17 protein-coding genes are annotated in these 19,131 nt (G+C 56.2%); 5 read left to right on the top strand and 12 right to left on the bottom strand.

Annotated features, from left to right (window positions below):
- Positions 1-66: 66 nt before the first annotated feature.
- Genes ACSIPU_RS14785 through rfaQ form a run of 4 tightly spaced genes read right to left on the bottom strand, consistent with a single transcriptional unit; the run spans position 67 to position 4,384 of the window.
- Positions 67-1,056, bottom strand: a complete 990-nt coding sequence (locus tag ACSIPU_RS14785; RefSeq protein ID WP_004106893.1) for a glycosyltransferase — start codon at positions 1,054-1,056, stop codon at positions 67-69.
- A gap of 30 nt (positions 1,057-1,086) precedes the next feature.
- Entirely contained in the window at positions 1,087-2,181 is a 1,095-nt protein-coding gene (locus tag ACSIPU_RS14780; protein ID WP_004116437.1) for a glycosyltransferase, read from the bottom strand.
- A gap of 2 nt (positions 2,182-2,183) precedes the next feature.
- On the bottom strand, positions 2,184-3,311 hold the full coding sequence (locus ACSIPU_RS14775; protein ID WP_024274816.1) for a glycosyltransferase family 4 protein: 1,128 nt from the start codon (positions 3,309-3,311) through the stop codon (positions 2,184-2,186).
- The gene (gene rfaQ / locus ACSIPU_RS14770; protein WP_024274815.1) at positions 3,308-4,384 is read right to left on the bottom strand and encodes a putative lipopolysaccharide heptosyltransferase III; all 1,077 of its coding nucleotides are present in this window, start codon (positions 4,382-4,384) and stop codon (positions 3,308-3,310) included. Before rfaQ ends, ACSIPU_RS14775 begins: the two co-directional genes overlap by 4 nt.
- Positions 4,385-4,495: 111 nt before the next feature.
- On the opposite strand from rfaQ, the gene ACSIPU_RS14765 reads away from it, so the two are divergent.
- Both ACSIPU_RS14765 and ACSIPU_RS14760 read left to right on the top strand, forming a co-directional pair.
- On the top strand, positions 4,496-5,458 hold the full coding sequence (locus ACSIPU_RS14765; protein ID WP_024274814.1) for a polysaccharide deacetylase family protein: 963 nt from the start codon (positions 4,496-4,498) through the stop codon (positions 5,456-5,458).
- Positions 5,459-5,479: 21 nt separating this feature from the next.
- Positions 5,480-6,562 carry a glycosyltransferase family 9 protein gene (locus ACSIPU_RS14760; RefSeq protein ID WP_196557636.1) on the top strand — a complete coding sequence of 361 codons (1,083 nt, stop codon included), beginning with the start codon at positions 5,480-5,482 and terminating at the stop codon, positions 6,560-6,562.
- Positions 6,563-6,587: 25 nt separating this feature from the next.
- Here ACSIPU_RS14760 and ACSIPU_RS14755 read toward each other — a convergent pair whose 3' ends face one another.
- The 5 genes from ACSIPU_RS14755 to rfaD form a co-directional block, all read right to left on the bottom strand.
- The gene (locus tag ACSIPU_RS14755; protein WP_004106875.1) at positions 6,588-7,754 is read right to left on the bottom strand and encodes an O-antigen ligase family protein; all 1,167 of its coding nucleotides are present in this window, start codon (positions 7,752-7,754) and stop codon (positions 6,588-6,590) included.
- Positions 7,732-8,640, bottom strand: coding sequence for a hypothetical protein (locus tag ACSIPU_RS14750; protein ID WP_004106872.1), 909 nt, complete (start codon positions 8,638-8,640; stop codon positions 7,732-7,734). The genes ACSIPU_RS14755 and ACSIPU_RS14750 overlap by 23 nt, the downstream gene beginning before the upstream one ends.
- Positions 8,640-9,611, bottom strand: coding sequence for a lipopolysaccharide heptosyltransferase RfaC (gene rfaC / locus ACSIPU_RS14745; protein WP_004106870.1), 972 nt, complete (start codon positions 9,609-9,611; stop codon positions 8,640-8,642). Before rfaC ends, ACSIPU_RS14750 begins: the two co-directional genes overlap by 1 nt.
- Before the next feature lie 3 nt (positions 9,612-9,614).
- Complete coding sequence (gene rfaF / locus ACSIPU_RS14740; RefSeq protein WP_004106869.1) at positions 9,615-10,673, bottom strand: ADP-heptose--LPS heptosyltransferase RfaF; 1,059 nt, start codon at positions 10,671-10,673, stop codon at positions 9,615-9,617.
- Positions 10,674-10,789: 116 nt separating this feature from the next.
- The gene (gene rfaD / locus ACSIPU_RS14735; RefSeq protein WP_004106868.1) at positions 10,790-11,734 is read right to left on the bottom strand and encodes an ADP-glyceromanno-heptose 6-epimerase; all 945 of its coding nucleotides are present in this window, start codon (positions 11,732-11,734) and stop codon (positions 10,790-10,792) included.
- Between the two features lie 214 nt (positions 11,735-11,948).
- Here rfaD and kbl point away from each other — a divergent pair, with 214 nt between their 5' ends.
- The 3 genes from kbl (at position 11,949) to ACSIPU_RS14720 (ending at position 15,137) form a co-directional block, all read left to right on the top strand.
- Positions 11,949-13,142 carry a glycine C-acetyltransferase gene (kbl, locus tag ACSIPU_RS14730; RefSeq protein ID WP_004116405.1) on the top strand — a complete coding sequence of 398 codons (1,194 nt, stop codon included), beginning with the start codon at positions 11,949-11,951 and terminating at the stop codon, positions 13,140-13,142.
- 9 nt (positions 13,143-13,151) lie between these two features.
- Positions 13,152-14,177 (top strand): L-threonine 3-dehydrogenase, encoded by a 1,026-nt coding sequence (tdh, locus tag ACSIPU_RS14725; RefSeq protein WP_004106864.1) that lies wholly within the window; start codon positions 13,152-13,154, stop codon positions 14,175-14,177.
- Positions 14,178-14,339: 162 nt separating this feature from the next.
- Positions 14,340-15,137 carry a glycosyltransferase family 2 protein gene (locus ACSIPU_RS14720; protein WP_004106861.1) on the top strand — a complete coding sequence of 266 codons (798 nt, stop codon included), beginning with the start codon at positions 14,340-14,342 and terminating at the stop codon, positions 15,135-15,137.
- On the opposite strand, the gene ACSIPU_RS14715 is transcribed toward ACSIPU_RS14720, so the two are convergent.
- From ACSIPU_RS14715 to gpmM, 3 genes are read right to left on the bottom strand one after another with little or no spacing between them, the layout of a single operon-like run.
- Positions 15,134-16,069 (bottom strand): divergent polysaccharide deacetylase family protein, encoded by a 936-nt coding sequence (locus ACSIPU_RS14715; protein ID WP_032726811.1) that lies wholly within the window; start codon positions 16,067-16,069, stop codon positions 15,134-15,136. The genes ACSIPU_RS14720 and ACSIPU_RS14715 overlap by 4 nt on opposite strands.
- A gap of 3 nt (positions 16,070-16,072) precedes the next feature.
- Entirely contained in the window at positions 16,073-17,344 is a 1,272-nt protein-coding gene (envC, locus tag ACSIPU_RS14710) for a murein hydrolase activator EnvC (protein WP_004106857.1), read from the bottom strand.
- Positions 17,345-17,353: 9 nt separating this feature from the next.
- Complete coding sequence (gene gpmM / locus ACSIPU_RS14705; RefSeq protein WP_017145241.1) at positions 17,354-18,898, bottom strand: 2,3-bisphosphoglycerate-independent phosphoglycerate mutase; 1,545 nt, start codon at positions 18,896-18,898, stop codon at positions 17,354-17,356.
- Positions 18,899-19,131 lie beyond the last annotated feature (233 nt).

Genomic DNA, 19,131 nt, shown 5'->3' with positions numbered 1-19,131 from the left:
CGGGCAAATTCTAAGCATTTAACCCGCGTAAAGCTATCTCTTTGGCGGAAACTAAGGGATTCAGTATTAAGCCGCGTCGCGATAGCGCTTGATGCGCAGATAGCGGCGTCCAAGACGCCAGCGTAGACGGAACGTATGGGCATTTTTCCAGATCAGGCTCCAGATACCGCGGTCAAAGAACTCTTTAATGATAATATGCTTTTTTGACTCATCTTTCATGCTATCGAAGGTATGAATAATTCCCAGCCCCTCTTTAGCGATCTGCCAGCGGCAGGCGGAAATATTGCGAACCTTGTCCGGATAGCGCTGGTTGATGGCGTCCAGCATCTCAAGAATCTTCATATAGTGGCGCGCTGAACGCATCAGCGTATCGTCATTGTCCGGCTTATGCGACACCGATTCCGAATGGATGTAGTAATCGTAGAACTGCTCGCTGGTGTACTGCACGCGTTCTGCCGCCAGCAGCACTTCCGTGGTCCAGGGAATATCCTGATGACGCAGGCCCGGCTCAAAATGGAAGCGGTGATCCGCGATAAACTCGCGGCGGTAAATATTGAGCCAGGTGACATGCAGGAACTTACGAGAATCCAGCGCCTGTTTTAACCAGACGTGGCCGGGCAAAACGCCGGTCGACTGTAGCCGGTCCAGCGGGAAAATAGGATGGATATCTTTTTTTGTCTCGTAGACGTAGCGGCCGTTGCAGGTGGCGACGTCAAGATTGCCCTTTTCCGCCATTTCCAGAAGCGTACGGTACATGCCCGGGTAAAGCTTATCGTCGATATCCGGAAAGGTCAGGTATTTACCGGTCGCCGCGGCGAGCCCGGTATTGCGCGCCACCGACACGCCCTGGTTTTCCTGTTCCAGTACGAGCACGTTTTGCAGGCGCTCTTTCCACTGGTCGATAACCGCAAGGCTACCGTCCGTCGACCCGTCGTTCACCAGGATCAGTTCATAGCTTTCCAGCTGCTGTTGCTCAAGGCACTCAAAGAATTGCGCAAGGAATTTTTCGCCGTTATAGACGGCGGCTACGATGCTTAGTAAAGGCGTTTGACTCATAAATCATTCGATCCTGGTTGAATAACGGCGTCAGGCGCTGCGCAGCTGACGATACTGCTGACAAATCGATGCCACGCTGAATTTCTCCAGCGCCGAGGCGTCGATGGCAGGGGGGCTATGGTAAATGCTTTGCATCGTCTGAGCCAGCGCCGGGCTGTTGAGATCCGCCAGGCCGCGCGACAGCTCGCCGGTGAGGATCTCGGTCACGCCGCCCGGGCAGCGGGTGCTGGCGACCGGTGTATCCAGCAGCAGCGCTTCAACCACCACGTTGCCAAAACCTTCGCTATCGGAGCTCAGGACCAGCATCCGCGCGCCTTTGATCCACGGCAGCGGATTTTTCTGGAAGCCTTTAAACAGGACGCGATCGGCAACCTGTAGCTGCTGCGCCAGCTGGCGCAGGCGCTGCTCTTGTTCCGGTTTTCCCTGTCCCAGCAGTACCAGCGGCGCATCAATACCGCTTTGCGCATACGCCTCAATCAGGCGGTCGTGGCGTTTACCGGGATGAAAGCGGCCCACGTGAATAATATAGTCGCCGTCGGGTCGCTGGCTGGGCTCTTCAGCCGCTGCGCGCAGCGCGGCGATATCAAACGGGTTATAGATGGTTTTCAGCTGGGCCGGGCGAATGGCGAACTGCTCGACCAGATCTTGACCTACCGCATCGGAGACGGTGACGACGTTGCGTCCCTGGTAAACGCGTCCGATCTTCTGCTGCTTCAGCCAGCGGTCAAAACCGGTGCGATGGCCGAGATAGGAAGTAGAGAATACGCCGTGCAGGCAATACCAGACGTTTCGCCCGTTCAGCAGGCGGCTGCGGGAGACAATGCGGTCAGTTTTATGCAGATTCGAGAGCACCAGATCGAAGCGGCCCTGCCGTTCTGCGCTATCGATGGCCGCATCAAGCTGGCGCGCGCGCCGGGAGAGTTCCGTCAGTTTGCGCCACGGTTTGCGGCAGCGGTCGGCGATGACCTGATAATCCAGTCCTTCCGGCAGCGGATAATCGCAGACGTCGCGCAGGGAAAAAAGCGATACCTTTTCCCCCTGGCTGAGAAAGTGCGCCGCCAGCGTCAGCACGACTTTTTCCGCGCCGCCGCCGGGCAGACCGTCGATAACAAACAATATGCGCATCGTTATTTCACCAAATCCTGATAAAGGGAGAGCAGCTGCGCCGAGAGGCGTTCGCTGGTGCAGGCCATGATGCGCTCGCGGGCGCGTTCGCCTTCCGCGGAGCCTAACGCCCGGGCGGGAAGGGCGCTAACCGACTCCTGCAGGGCCGGGATATCCAGCGCATCGCAAACGTAGCCATTGCTGCCCTGAACAATAAACTCCGCGCCGCCGCAGCCGGTAGTGGTAATGACCGGCAGGCCGCAGGCCATCGCTTCGAGAATAACGTTGGGGAACGGGTCGTACAGCGTCGGCAGCAGCAGGCCGTCGGCCATCTGATAAAACGGCAGGGTTTCCGACTGCATGCCGAAAAAGCGCACCCGCTCATCGCAGTTCAGCGTTTTCGCCAGCTGCTGATAACGACTTTGCTCTTTATCTTTGCCTACTACCAGCAGGTAGCGGTTGGTCGGCGCGATGGCGCGGATCGCCGCATCCAGCCCCTTGCGCTCAAAGCCGGAGCCGACGTAAATCAGGCAGGTCGCCTGGAGCGGCAGATTCCATTTGGTACGCAGCGCGACAAAGGCCGCTTCCGTCGGCGGCAGAAAACGCTGGTTATCGATGGCGTTATAGATAACGTGGATTTTTTCCGCCGGCAGGCCGAAGTCTGCAATAATCTCGCGTTTAATCATCTCCGCGTTGCAGATAACGCCGCGCAGGTGCGAGTCCTGGTACATTTCGCGCTCGGCCTGCATCACATAGCGATGGTAGCGGTCGGCAAACAGCAGGCGGCTTTTCCAGCCGGGCAAAATGCGCGAGCGCTGCTGCAGCCAGCGGCGGTGTACGCCGTCTCCGGCGCGGTACAGGTCGCAGCCGGGGATACGCTCATGGCTTTGCACCAGATCGAAGGCTTCGCGCTGCCACAGCTGGCGGGCGGCGTCGGCAAACCCACGCTCGCGGCTGATCCGCCCCCATTTACGCGGATTGCAGATGTGGATGTTCCACTCGGGCTTCACCGGCCCCTGCCACTCGCGGGTGATGACGTTCAGCTCAAGGTCGCTGTCGTCGAGGGCCTCCAGCGCGCGGGAGACAAATCGTTCCGCGCCGCCGTCCGGGCGATACTTCTGGCGTACCAGAGCCAGCCTGAATTTACTCATGCCAGTACCTTTTTCGCCGCCGCGATAACCGCGTCGGTGGGGATTAAATCGAGATAGCGTTCCTCGGTGTTGGTATCTATGTCGTCAGGGTCGGGAATCGAGCCGAAATCACCCGCCCAAATTACCTCCCCCTGCGCCTGCCATGGACGCCAGAAAGTGAGCTTGGAGGGGCCGAATAGCGCCACCAGCGGTGTGCCCAGCGCGGCGGCCATATGCATCGGCACGGAGTCGACGCCGATAAACAGGCGGGCATGGTCGATGAGAGACGCCAGCTGGCGCAGGGTGAGCTGCCCGGCGAGGGAGTACAGGCGAGCATTGGGACAGCCCGTCATAATCGTGTCGATCATCTGCTTCTCTTTGGCGTCGGGGCCGGAGGTCAGCACGACCGGATAGCCTGCCTCAGAAAGCGCGTTTATCAGGGCGCTCATCCGCGCTTCGCGCCAGCATTTAAAGAACCAGCGGGAGGTCGGCTGAATGACGATATAGTTGTCCCGAAATCCTTCCGGCAGCAGCGCGCGGCTGGCGAGCCAGTCCTGTTCGCTGTAGCCCATCGTTGCCGGCGCATCATCAATATCCAGCCCAAGCGGCGCCAGAATCGACAGATTCTGCTGTACGGTATGCAGCTGGTTGTGCAGCTCGGTTGAGGCGAGGGCGGTATGGCAAAAACGCCAGGCCGGATGACGACGCTTCGGAAAGTCAAAGCCGATGCGGGTGGTCGCCCCGGTCAGTTTAGTGATAATCGCGCTGGGCCACTGATCGGCAAGATTGAGCACCATATCGTAGCGCTGCTGGCGGAGCGTATGGATCAGCTGCCATTCCATCTTGAGCTGATGGCCGGTGCCCTGTTTTTTCCAGCGCCGATCGATACCATAAATATGGCGGATCTCAGTATTCGCTGCGAGCATATCCCGGGTTTCTTCATAAAGCAGCACATCCACGCAGGCGGCGGGGTATTGCTGTTTTAGCGAGTGAATAAGCGGCGTTATCAATAACATATCGCCATGATGGCGAAGCTTAATAACCAGGATTCGCGCCGGGTTCACGCGGCCGGAAGTGCGGGTTTCAGGCGTCATTCTCTGTTCTTCATTCAGGGTCAGGGCTCCGATTCTAGGGGATCAGATAGATTGAGAGAAGCCTTGTCTTGCTCTACCATGACCCGATACGTATGGCCTGAGGACGTTTTCGTGCACAAACCCGCATTTCTCATCACGATTGATACAGAGGGCGATAACCTCTGGCAAAAACATGACAGCATCACCACCGAGAATGCGCGCTATTTACCGCGTTTTCAGCAGCTTTGCGAAAAGTATGGCTTCAAACCGGTTTATTTGACCAACTATGAAATGGCCATCGACCCGGTTTATATCGAATTCGCCAAAGATGTGATTGCCCGGGGGACGGCGGAAATCGGCATGCATCTGCATGCCTGGAACAGCCCACCGACCGACCCGCTTACCGATGACGACTGGCGGCATAAACCGTATCTGATCGAGTACAGCGATACGGCGATGCGTGCCAAAGTCGACTATATGACCCGTCTGCTGGAGGATACCTTCCAGACTAAAATGGTCAGCCATCGCGCCGGACGCTGGGCGTTTGACGAGCGCTACGCGCGTCTGCTGGTGGAGTATGGCTATCTGGTCGATTGCTCGGTTACTCCCAGGGTGAACTGGAAAACGGCGAAAGGCGCGCCGCAGGGCGACGGCGGTACCGATTATCGTCACTTCCCGCAGCACGCCTACTTTCTCGACGAGAACGATATTCGTCGTGAAGGCCAGTCGCCGCTGCTGGAAGTGCCAATGAGCATTCAGTACAAGCATTCTGCGTGGATGAATAGCCTGAAGCAGGGTTACGATCGCCTGCGCGGCAAAGTCCGCTCGCCGTCGGTACACTGGCTGCGTCCGATGGGCGGCAACGTGGAGACGATGAAAAAAGTGGTTGAACAAACGTTGACTCAGGGTAATGACTACGTCGAATATATGCTCCACTCTTCTGAGTATATGCCTGGCGGCAGCCCGACGTTTAAAAACGAGCAGGATATTGAGCGCTTATATGCCGATCTGGACGCTTTTTTCAGCTGGCTGGCACCGCAGGTGAAGGGAATGACGTTGGCGGAATATTACCAACAGAAACGCGCACAGCGATAAAAGATCACAACCAGGTACCGTATGCGTATCGTGAAGCAGTTCACGCGGAAGAAAAATGCCTTCTTCCGCGAAATTAAATTTAATTTAATTAACTATCGTTACAGAAATAAAAGCGCACGCCAGCCTTTTAATCCCGCGAAGATTCAGCATGTTTTATTATTGCGCCTGGATGACAAAGTCGGGGATATGGTCGTGACGACCGGCTGCGCAAAGCTTTTGGCCGACCGGGGCTATAAGGTATCTGTTCTTACCGGGCCTGTCTGTAAACAGATGCTTGCCGGTGCGGATTTTCTTGAGCAGGTCTATTTATATCAACCGCGGATGCCCTTAGATGCGCTGCGTGCGGTGGGATTTGACGCGGTCGTTGATTTTGATGATGTTAAAACCTACGAGCGTTTTAAACTGCTCTCTGATCTGCGGCCTGGCTGCGTTATTGGTTTTAATAAACAAGAATATAAGCTTTACGATCACTCCATTCCTTTTTTTGACAGCGCCAGGCATATTTCCGCCCGCTACAAAGAAGTGGCCAGGCTATTTGGCATAGAACACGATCGTTACCACTATCATCTGCCCGGCGATCTTCACGAACGGGAAAGGGTTAAGCTTTTACTTAATCAGGAAAAAGCGCGCGCTCTCTGTATTGCGATCAACCCGTTTACCGCTTCAACGGATAAAGACTTTTGTCATCATCAGGTGGCGACTCTGATTGACCGCCTGCATACGCTTCCGTATGCCGTGAGCGTCATCATGGTTGGGCATAGCGAAAAAATTCGCCAGCTAAATCTGGATAAAGCGCTATATCTGCCTGATAGCAATATTAATTCAGCGGTAGAGATCGTTCGCCAGTGCGATCTGGTGATTACGGCGGATACCGCCATCGTGCATATTGCCCGCGCATTCGACAAGCCCATGGTGGCGGTTTACAACAAACGTAAGCTCAAAGATACCGGTTTGCCGGGCTATACTATTTGGGCGCCGGGTTATGACAAGGCCAGACAGATTGTCTGTGAAGAGACCCACGTCGCCGACATGACGATTGACGCCGTCTGGCCGGTGATTAAAGCGCAGGCGGACGACCTGGTTGCCTCTCGCGAGCAGGCATAAAAAAGGCCCGTAACGGGCCCTTTGCTTAGCGTTTCGCCTTCAGGCTGCCGCTCAGCGCAATACCCAGCGGTAGCCAAAACAGCGGCCAGGTTTCGCGAGGATTGCTGATGATAAACATGCCCTGCGAAGCCATAAAAATCAGCGCATAGATAAAAATCGCCAGTCCGTAGCGGCCATCCTGCTGTTTGCGCCATGCCTGCCATAGCCCTCCGGCAATCACCGCCAACAGCAGCGCCAGACCAATGATGCCGCCTTTCAGCAGGGCGCCAAGATAGACGCTGTGGGTGGTGGTGATATGTTCGCCGCTGTAGTTGGTAAAGTTCAGCTCGTAGTCAAAACCTCGCCCCAGCCACGGCTGGCTGGCCACTTCCTCGATCGTATGATGCCAGATGCTGATGCGCAAACCGCTTTGCGTCCCCAGCTCCTCAAAGCGCGCCAGCAGCAGGTCTCCAGTGGGGGTGAAGAAGAAAAGCAGTCCCAGAATCATCGCTAACGCGGCGACAATCAAGATATTACGGCGGGTAAAGACGTGCAGATGCAGGGTGCAAACAAACGCCACCAGTAGGGCGATAATCGGGCCGCGGCTTTGGGTCAGAAATAGCATCACCAGCATGATAGCCATCGGCACATACAGAAGGTGGCTGCCTTTTTCTTTCAGCAGCATGGCGCAAATAAGAACCCCAATACCGCAATAACCCGCCAGGTCGATAACGTTGGTCGGGCCGGGATTATCCGGCGACACCAGGCGCTCCTTGAGGACCAGGGTGAAGTCGATAACCATCGTCCAGATAGACAGCACCGCGATCCCGGCCACGATGCTCAGCAGCGTCAGATGCCGGGTGCGAGGATGGCCAAGTAGCGTTGTCAGCAGCAGAAGATAGAAAATGGTATAGGTGCCGTGGGTCAGAGGGGAATCGATATGCTGCGGCGTCTGGCCCCAAATATTGCTCAGCGCATAGTACACGCAGAATACGACCAGCAGACCATAGACCGGCCACTGCTGGCGCAGGCTCTCCGCTAATGCCCGGCGGTTGTCTGTGTTCAGCTGTGAAAGCAAAAACAGCAAAATGGATAAATGAAGAAGGTTATTTGCGCGAGTTGATACGCAAAAAATAGCGCTAAAAAACAGAAACAAAGGAAAGAAAATGGTGTAACCCTGTCTGGCATAACTACTGATTTTTAAAGTACTCATCAAATGAAACCTTTTCGAAAATCGTTTCCGGAACCGCGCTTTCTAAGGAGAAGTTAACGACCCGAATATGGTTTTGTTGCAGCACGTTGGCAGCGTGCGAAAAGGACGGCATGACCAGGTCATCCACCTTATTTGCCAGCCAGGAGGGGAGTTTATCCTGTTCCGTTTCGTAGAACCGCGGCTGGTTGAAATTGCTCATATCCAGCCCGCTTATCAGAATAGTTTTAAATCCCAGCCACATCAGAATTTGCAGAGCCCAGTAGACCACGGTACCGGCATCAAAAATGCCATGGCGGATGTCGGTGCTAAAGCAAATATCCTGCCTTTGCGGATGAAAGCGTAGCGCGGTGACGCCGCGCCAGACCTGCTGTATCGCGCTTCTCGGGACTTTAGGCTGGTAAATTTTATAACAGGCGTCTTCAATTAATGCCAAACGACAGCGAAGCGCTGAGCCGTGGCGGTCGAGGATTTTGGCAATGCCATGCATGGTGGTGAAGAGTACGATGTCCGGTTGGCTAATCACCGCACGAATAATGTCCGGTTTTTTATCGTAAAACTCCATGTCCACAATGGTATAGAGCGAAAATTTAATTTTATCAGAGAGATGCCACGCGCCATTCACCCCCATCACCGGGATGCTTTTCGGCAGCCGCGTAAAATCGATACTGCGCGTAGAGGGACCGGTTGCCGTCAGCAGCACTTCGCCCTGAGCGCTATCTTTTAGTTCGCTGAGGTTGACCAGCGGGACCGCTTTTCCTTTGTATTTCAGGGTGCGGATTTCACCGCTTGCCGCGCGGGTGATATGGGTAAACGGCCAAAGATTTTCGTTATGGCGAAAGGCTCGTCGATGCGTGTAGCGATAGATCTGCTTAAATAATGAACCCATTAAGCCAGTTCCTGAGATTTCAACAGTTGCAGAATCCGGGAGGCGGCAATATCCCCCGTGCTGTTGCCGCTTTCCGGGCGCACGACATACTGGTTTTTACCGTAGCCGCCAATCAGCCCCGGATCGGTCGGGCCGTACAGCGTGAAGTTCGGTTTATCGAGCGCGGCGGTGAGATGGCTCAGTCCGGTATCGACGGAAACCACTCCGCGCGCGCCTGCCAGCACCTGGGCCACCTGCTCCAGGCTCATACGCGGCAGGACGTCGACAAAATCGTGCCCATCCGCCAGGCGTCTGGCCCGCGCTTCTTCATGGGGGGCGCCCCACGGCAGTTTGATACGCACGCCGCTGTCGGCAAGCAGAGCGATTAGCGCTCGCCAGTTCTCTTCCGGCCAGTGTTTATCATCCCGCGTTGTGGCGTGGAGAAATACCAGATAGGGCACAGCGGAGGCGTCGGCCTGGCGCAAAAAATGGCGAGCGATAGCGTAGTCGCCCTGGGTTTCCGGCTTCGCGTAGCCAAGGCTTTTAGCGAACAGCTCGCGGGTGCGCTCAACGGCGTGCTGCTGTTTGGCGATATGGTGGCGACGGTTATAGAACAGGCTCGCCAGCGGTTCGCGAGCGGTCTGCCAGTCCATACCGTGCTTAACGCCGCGGGCCAGTCGGGTGACCAGCGCGGCGCTCTTCACCAGCCCCTGGGCATCAATGATGGCGTGGTACTTTTCCGCCTGTACGGCGTCGCGAAATGCCTTGCGTTCGGCTTTAACGGGCGCGGAAAACCACGCTTTGCGCCAGCGACGAATCGCCACCGGAATGACCCTGTCGACGGTCTCATGCCAGGAGGGGATCTGTGCGAAGCCCTCTTCAACCACCCAATCGAAACGAATGCCGGGAAAGGCCAGCGCGGCGTCGCTCAGCGCGGGCAGCGTATGCAGCACGTCGCCCATGGACGAGGTTTTTACGATCAATACCCGCATCCGTCAGGCTTCCTCTTGTTCCGTTTTTTCCAGCAGCAGGTCGTTTAATTCTTCCAGTACGCGCTGCGGCGTAATGTCGATCAAACTCTGATGATAGCCTTCGGCGGCGTCGCCTTTACGCACTTTGTGGTAGCCGCTGATCAGGCGGATAACGCGCGCTTTGTGCGACAGCGGAGGGGTGAAGTCCGGGCTACTTGGCCCATAGAGCGCCACCAGCGGACGATCCAGCGCCGCGGCAACGTGCATCAGGCCGGAATCGTTGCTAACCACCGCTTTACAGGCGGCGATCAGAATGACGGCCTGCTCAAGCTGAGTTTCCCCGGCCAGGTTGCGGCACCATGCCTGCTGCTCAGTCGTGAGCGCGGCAAGGATTTCATTACCCGCTTCATGATCTTTTGCGGAACCAAACAGCACGATTTGAAAGCCTTCATCGATCAGCTGTTTCGCCAGCTCGGCGTAGTGATAGTGCGGCCAGCGTTTTGCCGGGCCGAACTCTGCGCCTGGGCAGAAGCCGATTATCGGGCGCTCGGCTGAAATATTAAATGCGCTACAGGCCTGCGATTTTTCGCCTTCATGCACCTGCAGCTGCGGCCAGAGCAGCGGCTGCGGCAGATCTTTCGCGCAGCGCATCACGCCTTTATCGTATGCGAGACCGACGTAGCGTTCGACCATCAGCGGCCAGGCCGCTTTATCCAGCTTACGGGCATCGTTCAGCAGGCCGTAGCGCATCTCGCCGAGCCAGCCGGTGCGATGCGGGATACCGGCGAAAAACGGCACCAGCGCCGATTTAAACGAGTTCGGCAGCACGTAAGCGCGATCGTAGCGACGCTCGCGCAGGCTGTGCCCAAGCTTGCGCCGTTCGCCGATTTCCAGCGCGCCGTGGCCGAGCGGCATCGGGATCGCTTCGTTGACTTCCGGCATGCGCGATAGCAGCGGACGGCACCATGTGGGCGCCATCACGTCGATTATCGCCTGGGGATAGCGCGCCCTGAGCGTACGATAGAGACTTTGCGACATCATCATGTCGCCCACCCATGACGGGCCTACCACCAGTATCTTCATTCATTTCATCCTTCAAGCTGTCTCTGCGTTGGCTGCCTTCGTTCACTTCAGTCACATCGTTATCCTATGTTCCTGAAGATTCGCTCAGTTGCTGCCTTAATACCGCCCGAATGATTTTATGAATTCGCATGATTGTCGCGATTGAGCCAGGCCATATATTCCGTTACGCCTTCGGCGACGGTCTTGAACGGTTTATCATAGCCCGCTGCGCGCAGGTTAGTGAGATCCGCCTGGGTAAACGCCTGATAGCGGCCTTTCAGCTTATCCGGGAACGGAATGTATTCGATGCTGCCTTTCTTATGATAAGCCAGCGTTGCGTCTGCAACGGCCTGGAAAGACTCCGCACGGCCGGTGCCGAGGTTAAAGATGCCGGAAACGCCGTTTTCCCAGAACCACAGGTTTACCGCCGCGACGTCGCCGACGTAGACGAAGTCGCGCTTGAAGCCATCGCTGCCTTCGAACAGTTTCGGACTTTCGCCATTATTCAACTGAGTGTTCAGATGGAACGCGACGCTGGCCATGCTGCCTTTATGACCTTCGCGCGGCCCGTAGACGTTGAAATAGCGGAAGCCGACGATCTGCGAATTTGCTTCCGGCAGGATCTGACGGACGTATTCATCAAACAGAAACTTGGAGTAGCCGTAAACGTTGAGCGGCTGTTCGTATTCGCGGGATTCAATAAAGTCGCTGGTGCGGCCGCCGTAGGTCGCGGCGGAAGAGGCGTACAGGAACGGGATTTCACGCTCCAGGCAGTAGTGCAGTACCTCTTTGGAATACTGATAGTTGTTATCCATCATGTACTTGCCGTCCCACTCTGTAGTGGACGAGCAGGCGCCTTCATGGAAAATGGCGTCGATATCGCCGAACTCCTCGCCCGCCATAATTTGGATCAGGAAGTCTTCTTTATCCATGTAATCGGCAATGTTCAAATCCACCAGGTTGATGAATTTAGTGCCGTCTTTTAGATTATCTACGACCAGAATGTCGGTAATGCCTTTGTCATTCAGCGCCTTAACGATATTGCTGCCGATAAAGCCTGCGCCGCCGGTAACGATGATCATAACTGTAACCTTTGAAGTGGGTAGTCCAGAGACAATCCGGACATGAATACTCCTATCATATCACCACATCGGAAAGGCTTCAGCCATTCGCCGATAAGGTGAAGAGGGTCTCGTGATTTATGCTGCAAATAATTCATGCAGTAATGCATCATCTCGTATCAGCGTATAGCTTTAGGTAATATGTGCCAAATTTTGCCGAATCTGGAGAGTTGCAATGCGTGGTGATTTCTACAAACAGTTAACCAATGACCTCGATACCGCGCGCGCGGAAGGGTTGTTTAAAGAAGAGCGTATTATTACTTCGGCGCAGCAGGCGGATATCACCGTCGGCGGTAGCCAGGTCATTAACTTCTGCGCCAATAACTATCTGGGTCTCGCGAACCACCCGGATCTCATTGCCGCCGCGAAAAGCGGTATGGATAGCCACGGTTTTGGCATGGCCTCCGTGCGCTTTATCTGCGGCACTCAGGATAGCCACAAAGCGCTTGAGAAGAAGCTGGCGGATTTTTTAGGCATGGAAGACGCGATTCTGTACTCCTCCTGCTTCGACGCCAACGGCGGACTGTTTGAAACTCTGCTCGGCGCAGAGGATGCGATTATCTCCGATGCCCTGAACCACGCGTCGATCATCGACGGCGTGCGCCTGTGTAAAGCGAAGCGCTTCCGCTATGCCAACAACGACATGCAGGAGCTGGAAGCCCGTCTGAAAGAGGCGCGTGAAGCCGGCGCGCGTCATGTGCTGATCGCCACCGACGGCGTGTTTTCGATGGACGGCGTGATAGCCAACCTGAAAGGCGTTTGCGACCTCGCGGATAAATACGATGCGCTGGTGATGGTCGATGATTCTCATGCTGTGGGTTTCGTAGGGGAAAACGGCCGCGGTTCCCATGAGTACTGCGACGTGATGGGCCGCGTTGACATTATCACCGGTACGCTGGGTAAAGCGCTGGGCGGCGCGTCCGGCGGCTATACTGCCGCGCGCAAAGAAGTCGTCGAGTGGCTGCGCCAGCGCTCGCGTCCGTATTTGTTCTCCAACTCGCTGGCTCCGGCGATTGTCGCCGCTTCGATCAAAGTGCTGGAGATGGTGGAAGCCGGCAGCGAACTGCGCGACCGCCTGTGGTCGAACGCGCGCCTGTTCCGCGAAAAAATGACTGCGGCAGGGTTTACCCTCGCGGGCGCCGACCACGCCATTATCCCGGTAATGCTCGGTGAAGCCACCGTGGCGCAGCAGTTCGCGCGCGAGCTGCAAAAAGAAGGTATCTACGTCACCGGATTCTTCTATCCGGTGGTTCCAAAAGGCCAGGCGCGTATACGTACCCAGATGTCTGCGGCGCATACCCCTGAACAAATTGAACGTGCGGTGGAAGCCTTTACCCGCATCGGTAAACAACTGGGCGTCATTGCCTGAGGGTGTGAGATGAAAGCGTTATCCAAACTGAAGGCGGAAGAAGGCATCTGGATGACCGACGTACCGGAACCGGAAGTCGGCCACAACGATCTGCTGATTAAAATTCGCAAGACCGCGATTTGCGGTACCGACGTACATATCTATAACTGGGACGAATGGTCGCAAAAGACCATTCCGGTACCGATGGTTGTGGGCCATGAATACGTTGGCGAAGTGGTGGGTATCGGTCAGGAAGTTCGCGGCTTTAAGCTGGGCGACCGCGTTTCCGGCGAGGGGCATATCACCTGCGGCCACTGCCGTAACTGCCGCGCCGGCCGTACGCATCTGTGCCGCAATACGACGGGCGTCGGCGTGAACCGTCCGGGCTGTTTTGCCGAATATCTGGTGATCCCGGCGTTTAACGCTTTTAAAATTCCGGACAATATCTCCGACGATCTGGCATCGATTTTTGACCCGTTTGGCAACGCTGTACATACCGCGCTTTCATTCGACCTCGTGGGTGAAGACGTACTGGTTTCCGGCGCAGGCCCCATCGGCGTGATGGCGGCCGCGGTGGCGAAACACGTTGGTGCGCGCAACGTCGTGATTACCGACGTTAACGAATATCGCCTGGAACTGGCGCGCAAAATGGGCGTCACCCGGGCGGTGAATGTGGCGAAAGAGAACCTTAGCGATGTGATGGCCGAGCTGGGCATGACGGAAGGCTTCGATGTGGGCCTCGAGATGTCCGGTGCGCCGCCGGCGTTCCGCACCATGCTCGATACCATGAACCATGGCGGGCGCATCGCCATGCTGGGTATTCCGCCGTCGGATATGTCCATCGATTGGACCAAGGTGATCTTCAAGGGGCTGTTTATCAAAGGGATTTATGGTCGCGAAATGTTCGAAACCTGGTACAAGATGGCCGCGCTCATCCAGTCCGGCCTCGATCTGTCGCCGATCATCACCCACCGCTTTGGCATTGATGATTTCCAGCAGGGCTTTGACGCGATGCGCTCCGGCCAGTCTGGCAAAGTTATTCTCAGCTGGGATTAACCTGCTCCGAATTTGAGCTTAAAAAAGCGCCTGCGGGCGCTTTATTTAGAGAGCTGACTTCCACTTTTCTGATTTTTAATCCACTCCGCACTTTTTCTAAATCGCTTTCTCACCTATTCGTTTATACAGTCAGTTTAATCGCAGTTTAACCACACAAATACTATGCTTAAACTCTCTGTATGCTTATTGACCTGTAATTCATCCCGCTTATTACGGGAGGTTTTACCACCTTTGCTTAAGGTGGCCGATGAATTTATCGTCATCGACTCAGGCAGCACGGATGCCACGCTGCAGATTTGCCAACAGTTCGGGCTCACCGTTCACCATCATCCCTATACTTCTCACGGCGCGCAGATGAACTACGCGACCTCTCTGGCCTGCCACGATTGGGTGCTGTGTATGGATAGCGATGAGATTCTTGACGACGAAGTGGTGGCGGCTATTCTGGCGCTGAAGGCGGGGGACGATCCTGACCCGGCCCGCGCCTGGCGACTGCCGCGTTACTGGTTCGTACTGGGCGAGGAGGTTCGCACCATTTATCCGGTATCATCGCCGGATTTCCCGGTTCGTTTGTTTAATCGCTCCGTCGCCAGGTTCAACGATCGGCCGGTAGACGATCAGGTCGTGGGCTTTCAGCACTCCAGCAAGCTACCGGGCTTCGTGCGACATGACACCTTTTACTCCCTGCATGAGGTGTTTAATAAGCTCAATAGCTACACTACGCGGCTGGTTAAATACCAGAAGATCAGGCCATCTCTCGCACGCGGAGCGATCAGCGCGATTGGCGCTTTCTTTAAATGGTATCTGTTCAGCGGGGCCTGGCGAAAGGGTAAGGTGGGCGTGGTCACCGGGCTCTATGCGACCTTTTATAGCTTTCTGAAATACTTTAAAGCCTGGTATGCCCATCAGGATAAGCCGGAATCCGCGGCGGATAAACGCCGGGACTCCAGGACGGTTTAGTTGGTGGGGGTATCCCAGCCCTGCCACTTCAGCTGGTAATACTGCACCAGCGTACTCTTGCTGATGCTTTCGCTCAGAATGGTAAAGAAGCGGCTGGCGTTGATCGGCTCCGGAGGGCGCTTAGATTTGCACTGCTTCACGCCACGGAACGGGTTGCGCGGCGGCTGTTTCGGCGGCGGGGCAGCGTTCGGCGTTGAGGTGTCCACCTGCGGCTCGTTGAGCAGGCTGCTCGGGCGAACCAGGGTGATATCCGGCGGCAGGTTATACACCATCTGCTGCAGCACGCGCACCGTCGTCGGGTGCGGGTGGCCGATAGCAATTGCGGAACCGTTGCGTCGCGCCAAAGCGATGGCGCGGTTGAACTGATAGCGAATATCCGCTTCGTTTTGGGTATCGTCGAGGAAAACCTTACGCTTAATCACCTTAACGCCGGTGCCCTGCGCCGCCCGCATGGCCTGGGTATTGCCGATGGTGACGCTATCCAGAAAGTAGAGATTGTAGCGCTCAAGCGCCTGCATCACTTTCTGCATACCGAAGAGATTCGACGTCATGGCGCTGCCCATATGGTTATTCAGCCCCACGGCGTACGGAACCTTACCGTAGGCTTCGCGGATAATGCGTTCTATCTCGCTGCTGTTCATATCCGGGCGGAGGGTATCTTTTTCCAGCGGCTGTTTACTGATCGGCGCCATCGGCAGGTGAATTAGCACCTCGTGGCCGAGATTATGCGCTTTCGTCGCCATTTCGCGGGCGTGGGGCGCATTAGGAAGTACGGCAACGGAGATCGTCGCTGGCAGCGCCAGCACCTGATTTTCCGTTTGTGGACGATAGCCAAAGTCGTCGATAACAATGGAGAGTTTGCCGGCAAAAACCGGCGACGCCATAACCAGCGTACTGGTTACCGCGAGTGCAATTCTGCGAAATTGAAGCAAAACTTATCTTCCCAACCACGGCTGTGGATTGACCGCCTGACCCTGGCGGCGAATTTCGAAATAGAGCGACGGACGGCCCTGACCGCCGCTGCTGCCTACGAGAGCGATCGGCTGGCCCGCCCGGACCTGAGTGCCGACGCTGACCAGCGCGCTTTGGTTATAGCCGTAAAGACTCATGTCGCCTTTGCCGTGTTCAACGACCACCACCAGGCCATAGCCCTGCAGCCAGTCGGCAAGAATAACCCGACCATCGGCAACGGCTTTGACCTCGGTGCCTTCAGACGCAGCGATAACCATCCCCTTCCAACGTAGTTCACCTTGCAGCTGTTCGCCATAGCGATGGAGAATTGAGCCGCGAACCGGCCAGAATGCCTGGCCTCGCGGTGAACCAAGCCCGCCGGTGCGGGACATCAGCGAGCGTTCGCTTTCGGTAGGTTTGTAGGTGGTGCCTTTACGTGAGGCTTCCTGCTGGCGATTGCGTACGTCCTGCGCTTCGCGGGCTTCGCGATCCGCTCGCGCTTTGGCCGCCGCCGCCGCCTGGGCGATACGACCGCGCAGGCGTGATTCGTTAGCCCGCATTTCGCTGAGCTGCTGCTGGCCTTGCTGAATAGAGGATTCAAGGCTGGCGAGGGTTTTTTTACGCTCGTTGCGCGCCTGCTCCAGCTTACTCTGCTGGGCGCGCTGCTCGTACACCAGGGTTTGCTGCTGGCTCTGTTTCTCTTCCAGCATGGATTTTTGCACCGCCACGTCTTCGCGAGTTTGCTTGAGCTGGGCGATGGTTTCCTGACGCGCCTGATTCAGATAGCCAAAGTAGGCCTGCAGACGCTGATTACGCTGCCCCTCTTCGCCGCTGAGGATCATCTGGATGCCGGTGTGCGGCCCCTGACGAAACGCGGCATCGAGCTGGGCGGAAAGGTTGCGCTCCTGCGAGGCGCGCTGACGCTCCAGCTTCGCGAGCGCGGCGTTCATTTCGTCGATCTGCTTATTTAGCTGGTTCAGCGTTTCCTGGGTTTCGCGCAGCTTGCGCGCGGCGGCGGAGATGGCCTCCTCCTGCGCTTTAAGCTGGGCAACCAGGGAAGCACGCTGCTGCTGCTGTTGTTTAATCGCCCGCTGTTTAGCGGCAATGTCGGCCTGAATGGATTTAAGCTGGTCGCGATCGTCGGCGTGAGCAGATGCGGCGCACAGCAATACGCCAGCGCTAAGCGCGCTGGCGTAAAGGACGGATCGAACTGCCGTTGCGATCCATGTAGTTGAATAAGTCGCCTTTCCCCTCATGGGGAAGGATTATTCCACGATGAACAGCGGCTTGCCAGTCATCTCTTGCGGGATTTCCATTCCCATCAGCGTCAACATGGTCGGCGCGATGTCGGAAAGTTTGCCGCCGTTGACCGCTTTGACGTTTTTATCGCCAACGTAAATCAGCGGAACCGGCAGGTTGGTGTGCGCGGTGTGCGCCTGGCCAGTGGCCGGATCGCGCATCTGCTCGGCGTTGCCGTGGTCTGCGGTGATCAGCAGCTGTCCGCCAACGGATTCAACGGCTTTGCTCACTTCGTCAATGCAGCGATCCAGCGCTTCTACTGCTTTAACGGCGGCTTCCATCACCCCGGTGTGGCCAACCATATCGCCGTTCGGGTAGTTACAGATGATGGTGTCGAACTGACCGCCCTTGATGGCGGCAACCAGTTTTTCGGTCAGCTCAGCGGAGCTCATTTCCGGCTGCAGATCGTAGGTTGCGACCTTCGGTGAATTGATCAGAATGCGCTCTTCGCCTTTGAACGGCTCTTCAACGCCGCCGTTGAAGAAGAAGGTGACGTGAGCGTATTTTTCAGTTTCGGAGATGCGCAGCTGGGTTTTGTCATTTTTCGCCATCCATTCGCCGAAGGTGTTCACCAGAGATGCCGGCGGATAAGCACAGGCGACTTTAATGTCTGCGGCGTACTCGGTCAGCATGACGAAATCGAGGTTAACCACTTTCTTACGGGCAAATCCGTCGAAATCGGCGTTAACGAAGGCGCGGGTGATTTCGCGAGCGCGGTCGGCACGGAAGTTCATGAAAATCAGCGCATCGCCGTCTTCCATGGCCGCATCGGCCTGGCCTTCAGCGCGAATAACGGTTGCTTTCACGAATTCATCGTTTTCATCGCGTGCATAAGCGGCCTGCAGGCCCGCAACGGCGGTATCGGCCTGGAACTCGCCTTTCGCCAGAGTCATCAGATCGTAAGCCTGCTCAACGCGATCCCAACGGTTGTCGCGATCCATGGCGTAGTAGCGGCCAATGATTGAGGCGACGCGGCCCTTGCCGAGTGCGGCAAATTTATCTTCGAATTTCGCCAGCGTCTTTTCAGCGCTGCGCGGCGGGGTATCGCGGCCGTCGAGGAAAGCGTGCAAATAGATTTTATCCGCGCCGCGTTCGGCTGCCAGCTCCACCATCGCCATGATGTGGTCTTCGTGGCTGTGGACGCCGCCCGGAGACATCAGGCCCATAATATGCACGGCTTTGCCAGCGGCAACGGCTTTATCCACCGCGCCGGTCAGTACCGGGTTGGCGAAGAAGGTGCGTTCTTTGATTTCAACGTCCAGGCGGGTCAGGTCCTGATATACGATGCGGCCCGCGCCGAGGTTGACGTGGCCCACTTCGGAGTTACCCATTTGACGATCCGGCAGACCGACTTCCAGGCCTGAAGCATCAATCAGAGTATGCGGACGTTTTGCCCACAGTGCGTCCATAACAGGGGTTTTGGCGCTGTAAATAGCGTTATCCTGCTGGTCTTCACGGTAGCCATAGCCATCCAGAATCACCAGTACCATAGGTTTTTTAGAAACCGACATTGCGACAACCTCATGCTCAAAGACAGAAAATTTGCGTAATTTTACTACAGCTGAATCGATCAAATCACCGTAAAAGATCAAAGAAAGAGGGCGGCCAGAGCGCATCGCCGCGGCGAGAGCGGTTTTTTTTCGTGACGGGCCGCAGAAAATACATTACATCGCGCTCACTGGCTGTATTTGCCGCAATGCACAGGTATACTCCTTCCCTGGTTTTTTTCTCACTTAGTCGGGAG

The sequence above is a fragment of the Klebsiella sp. HN106 genome, from assembly GCF_051209435.1.
In the GTDB taxonomy this organism is placed as follows: Bacteria; Pseudomonadota; Gammaproteobacteria; order Enterobacterales; family Enterobacteriaceae; genus Klebsiella; species Klebsiella oxytoca.
Note: the sequence above shows the minus strand (reverse complement) of the source record. Positions and strands in the feature narration are given on the sequence as shown.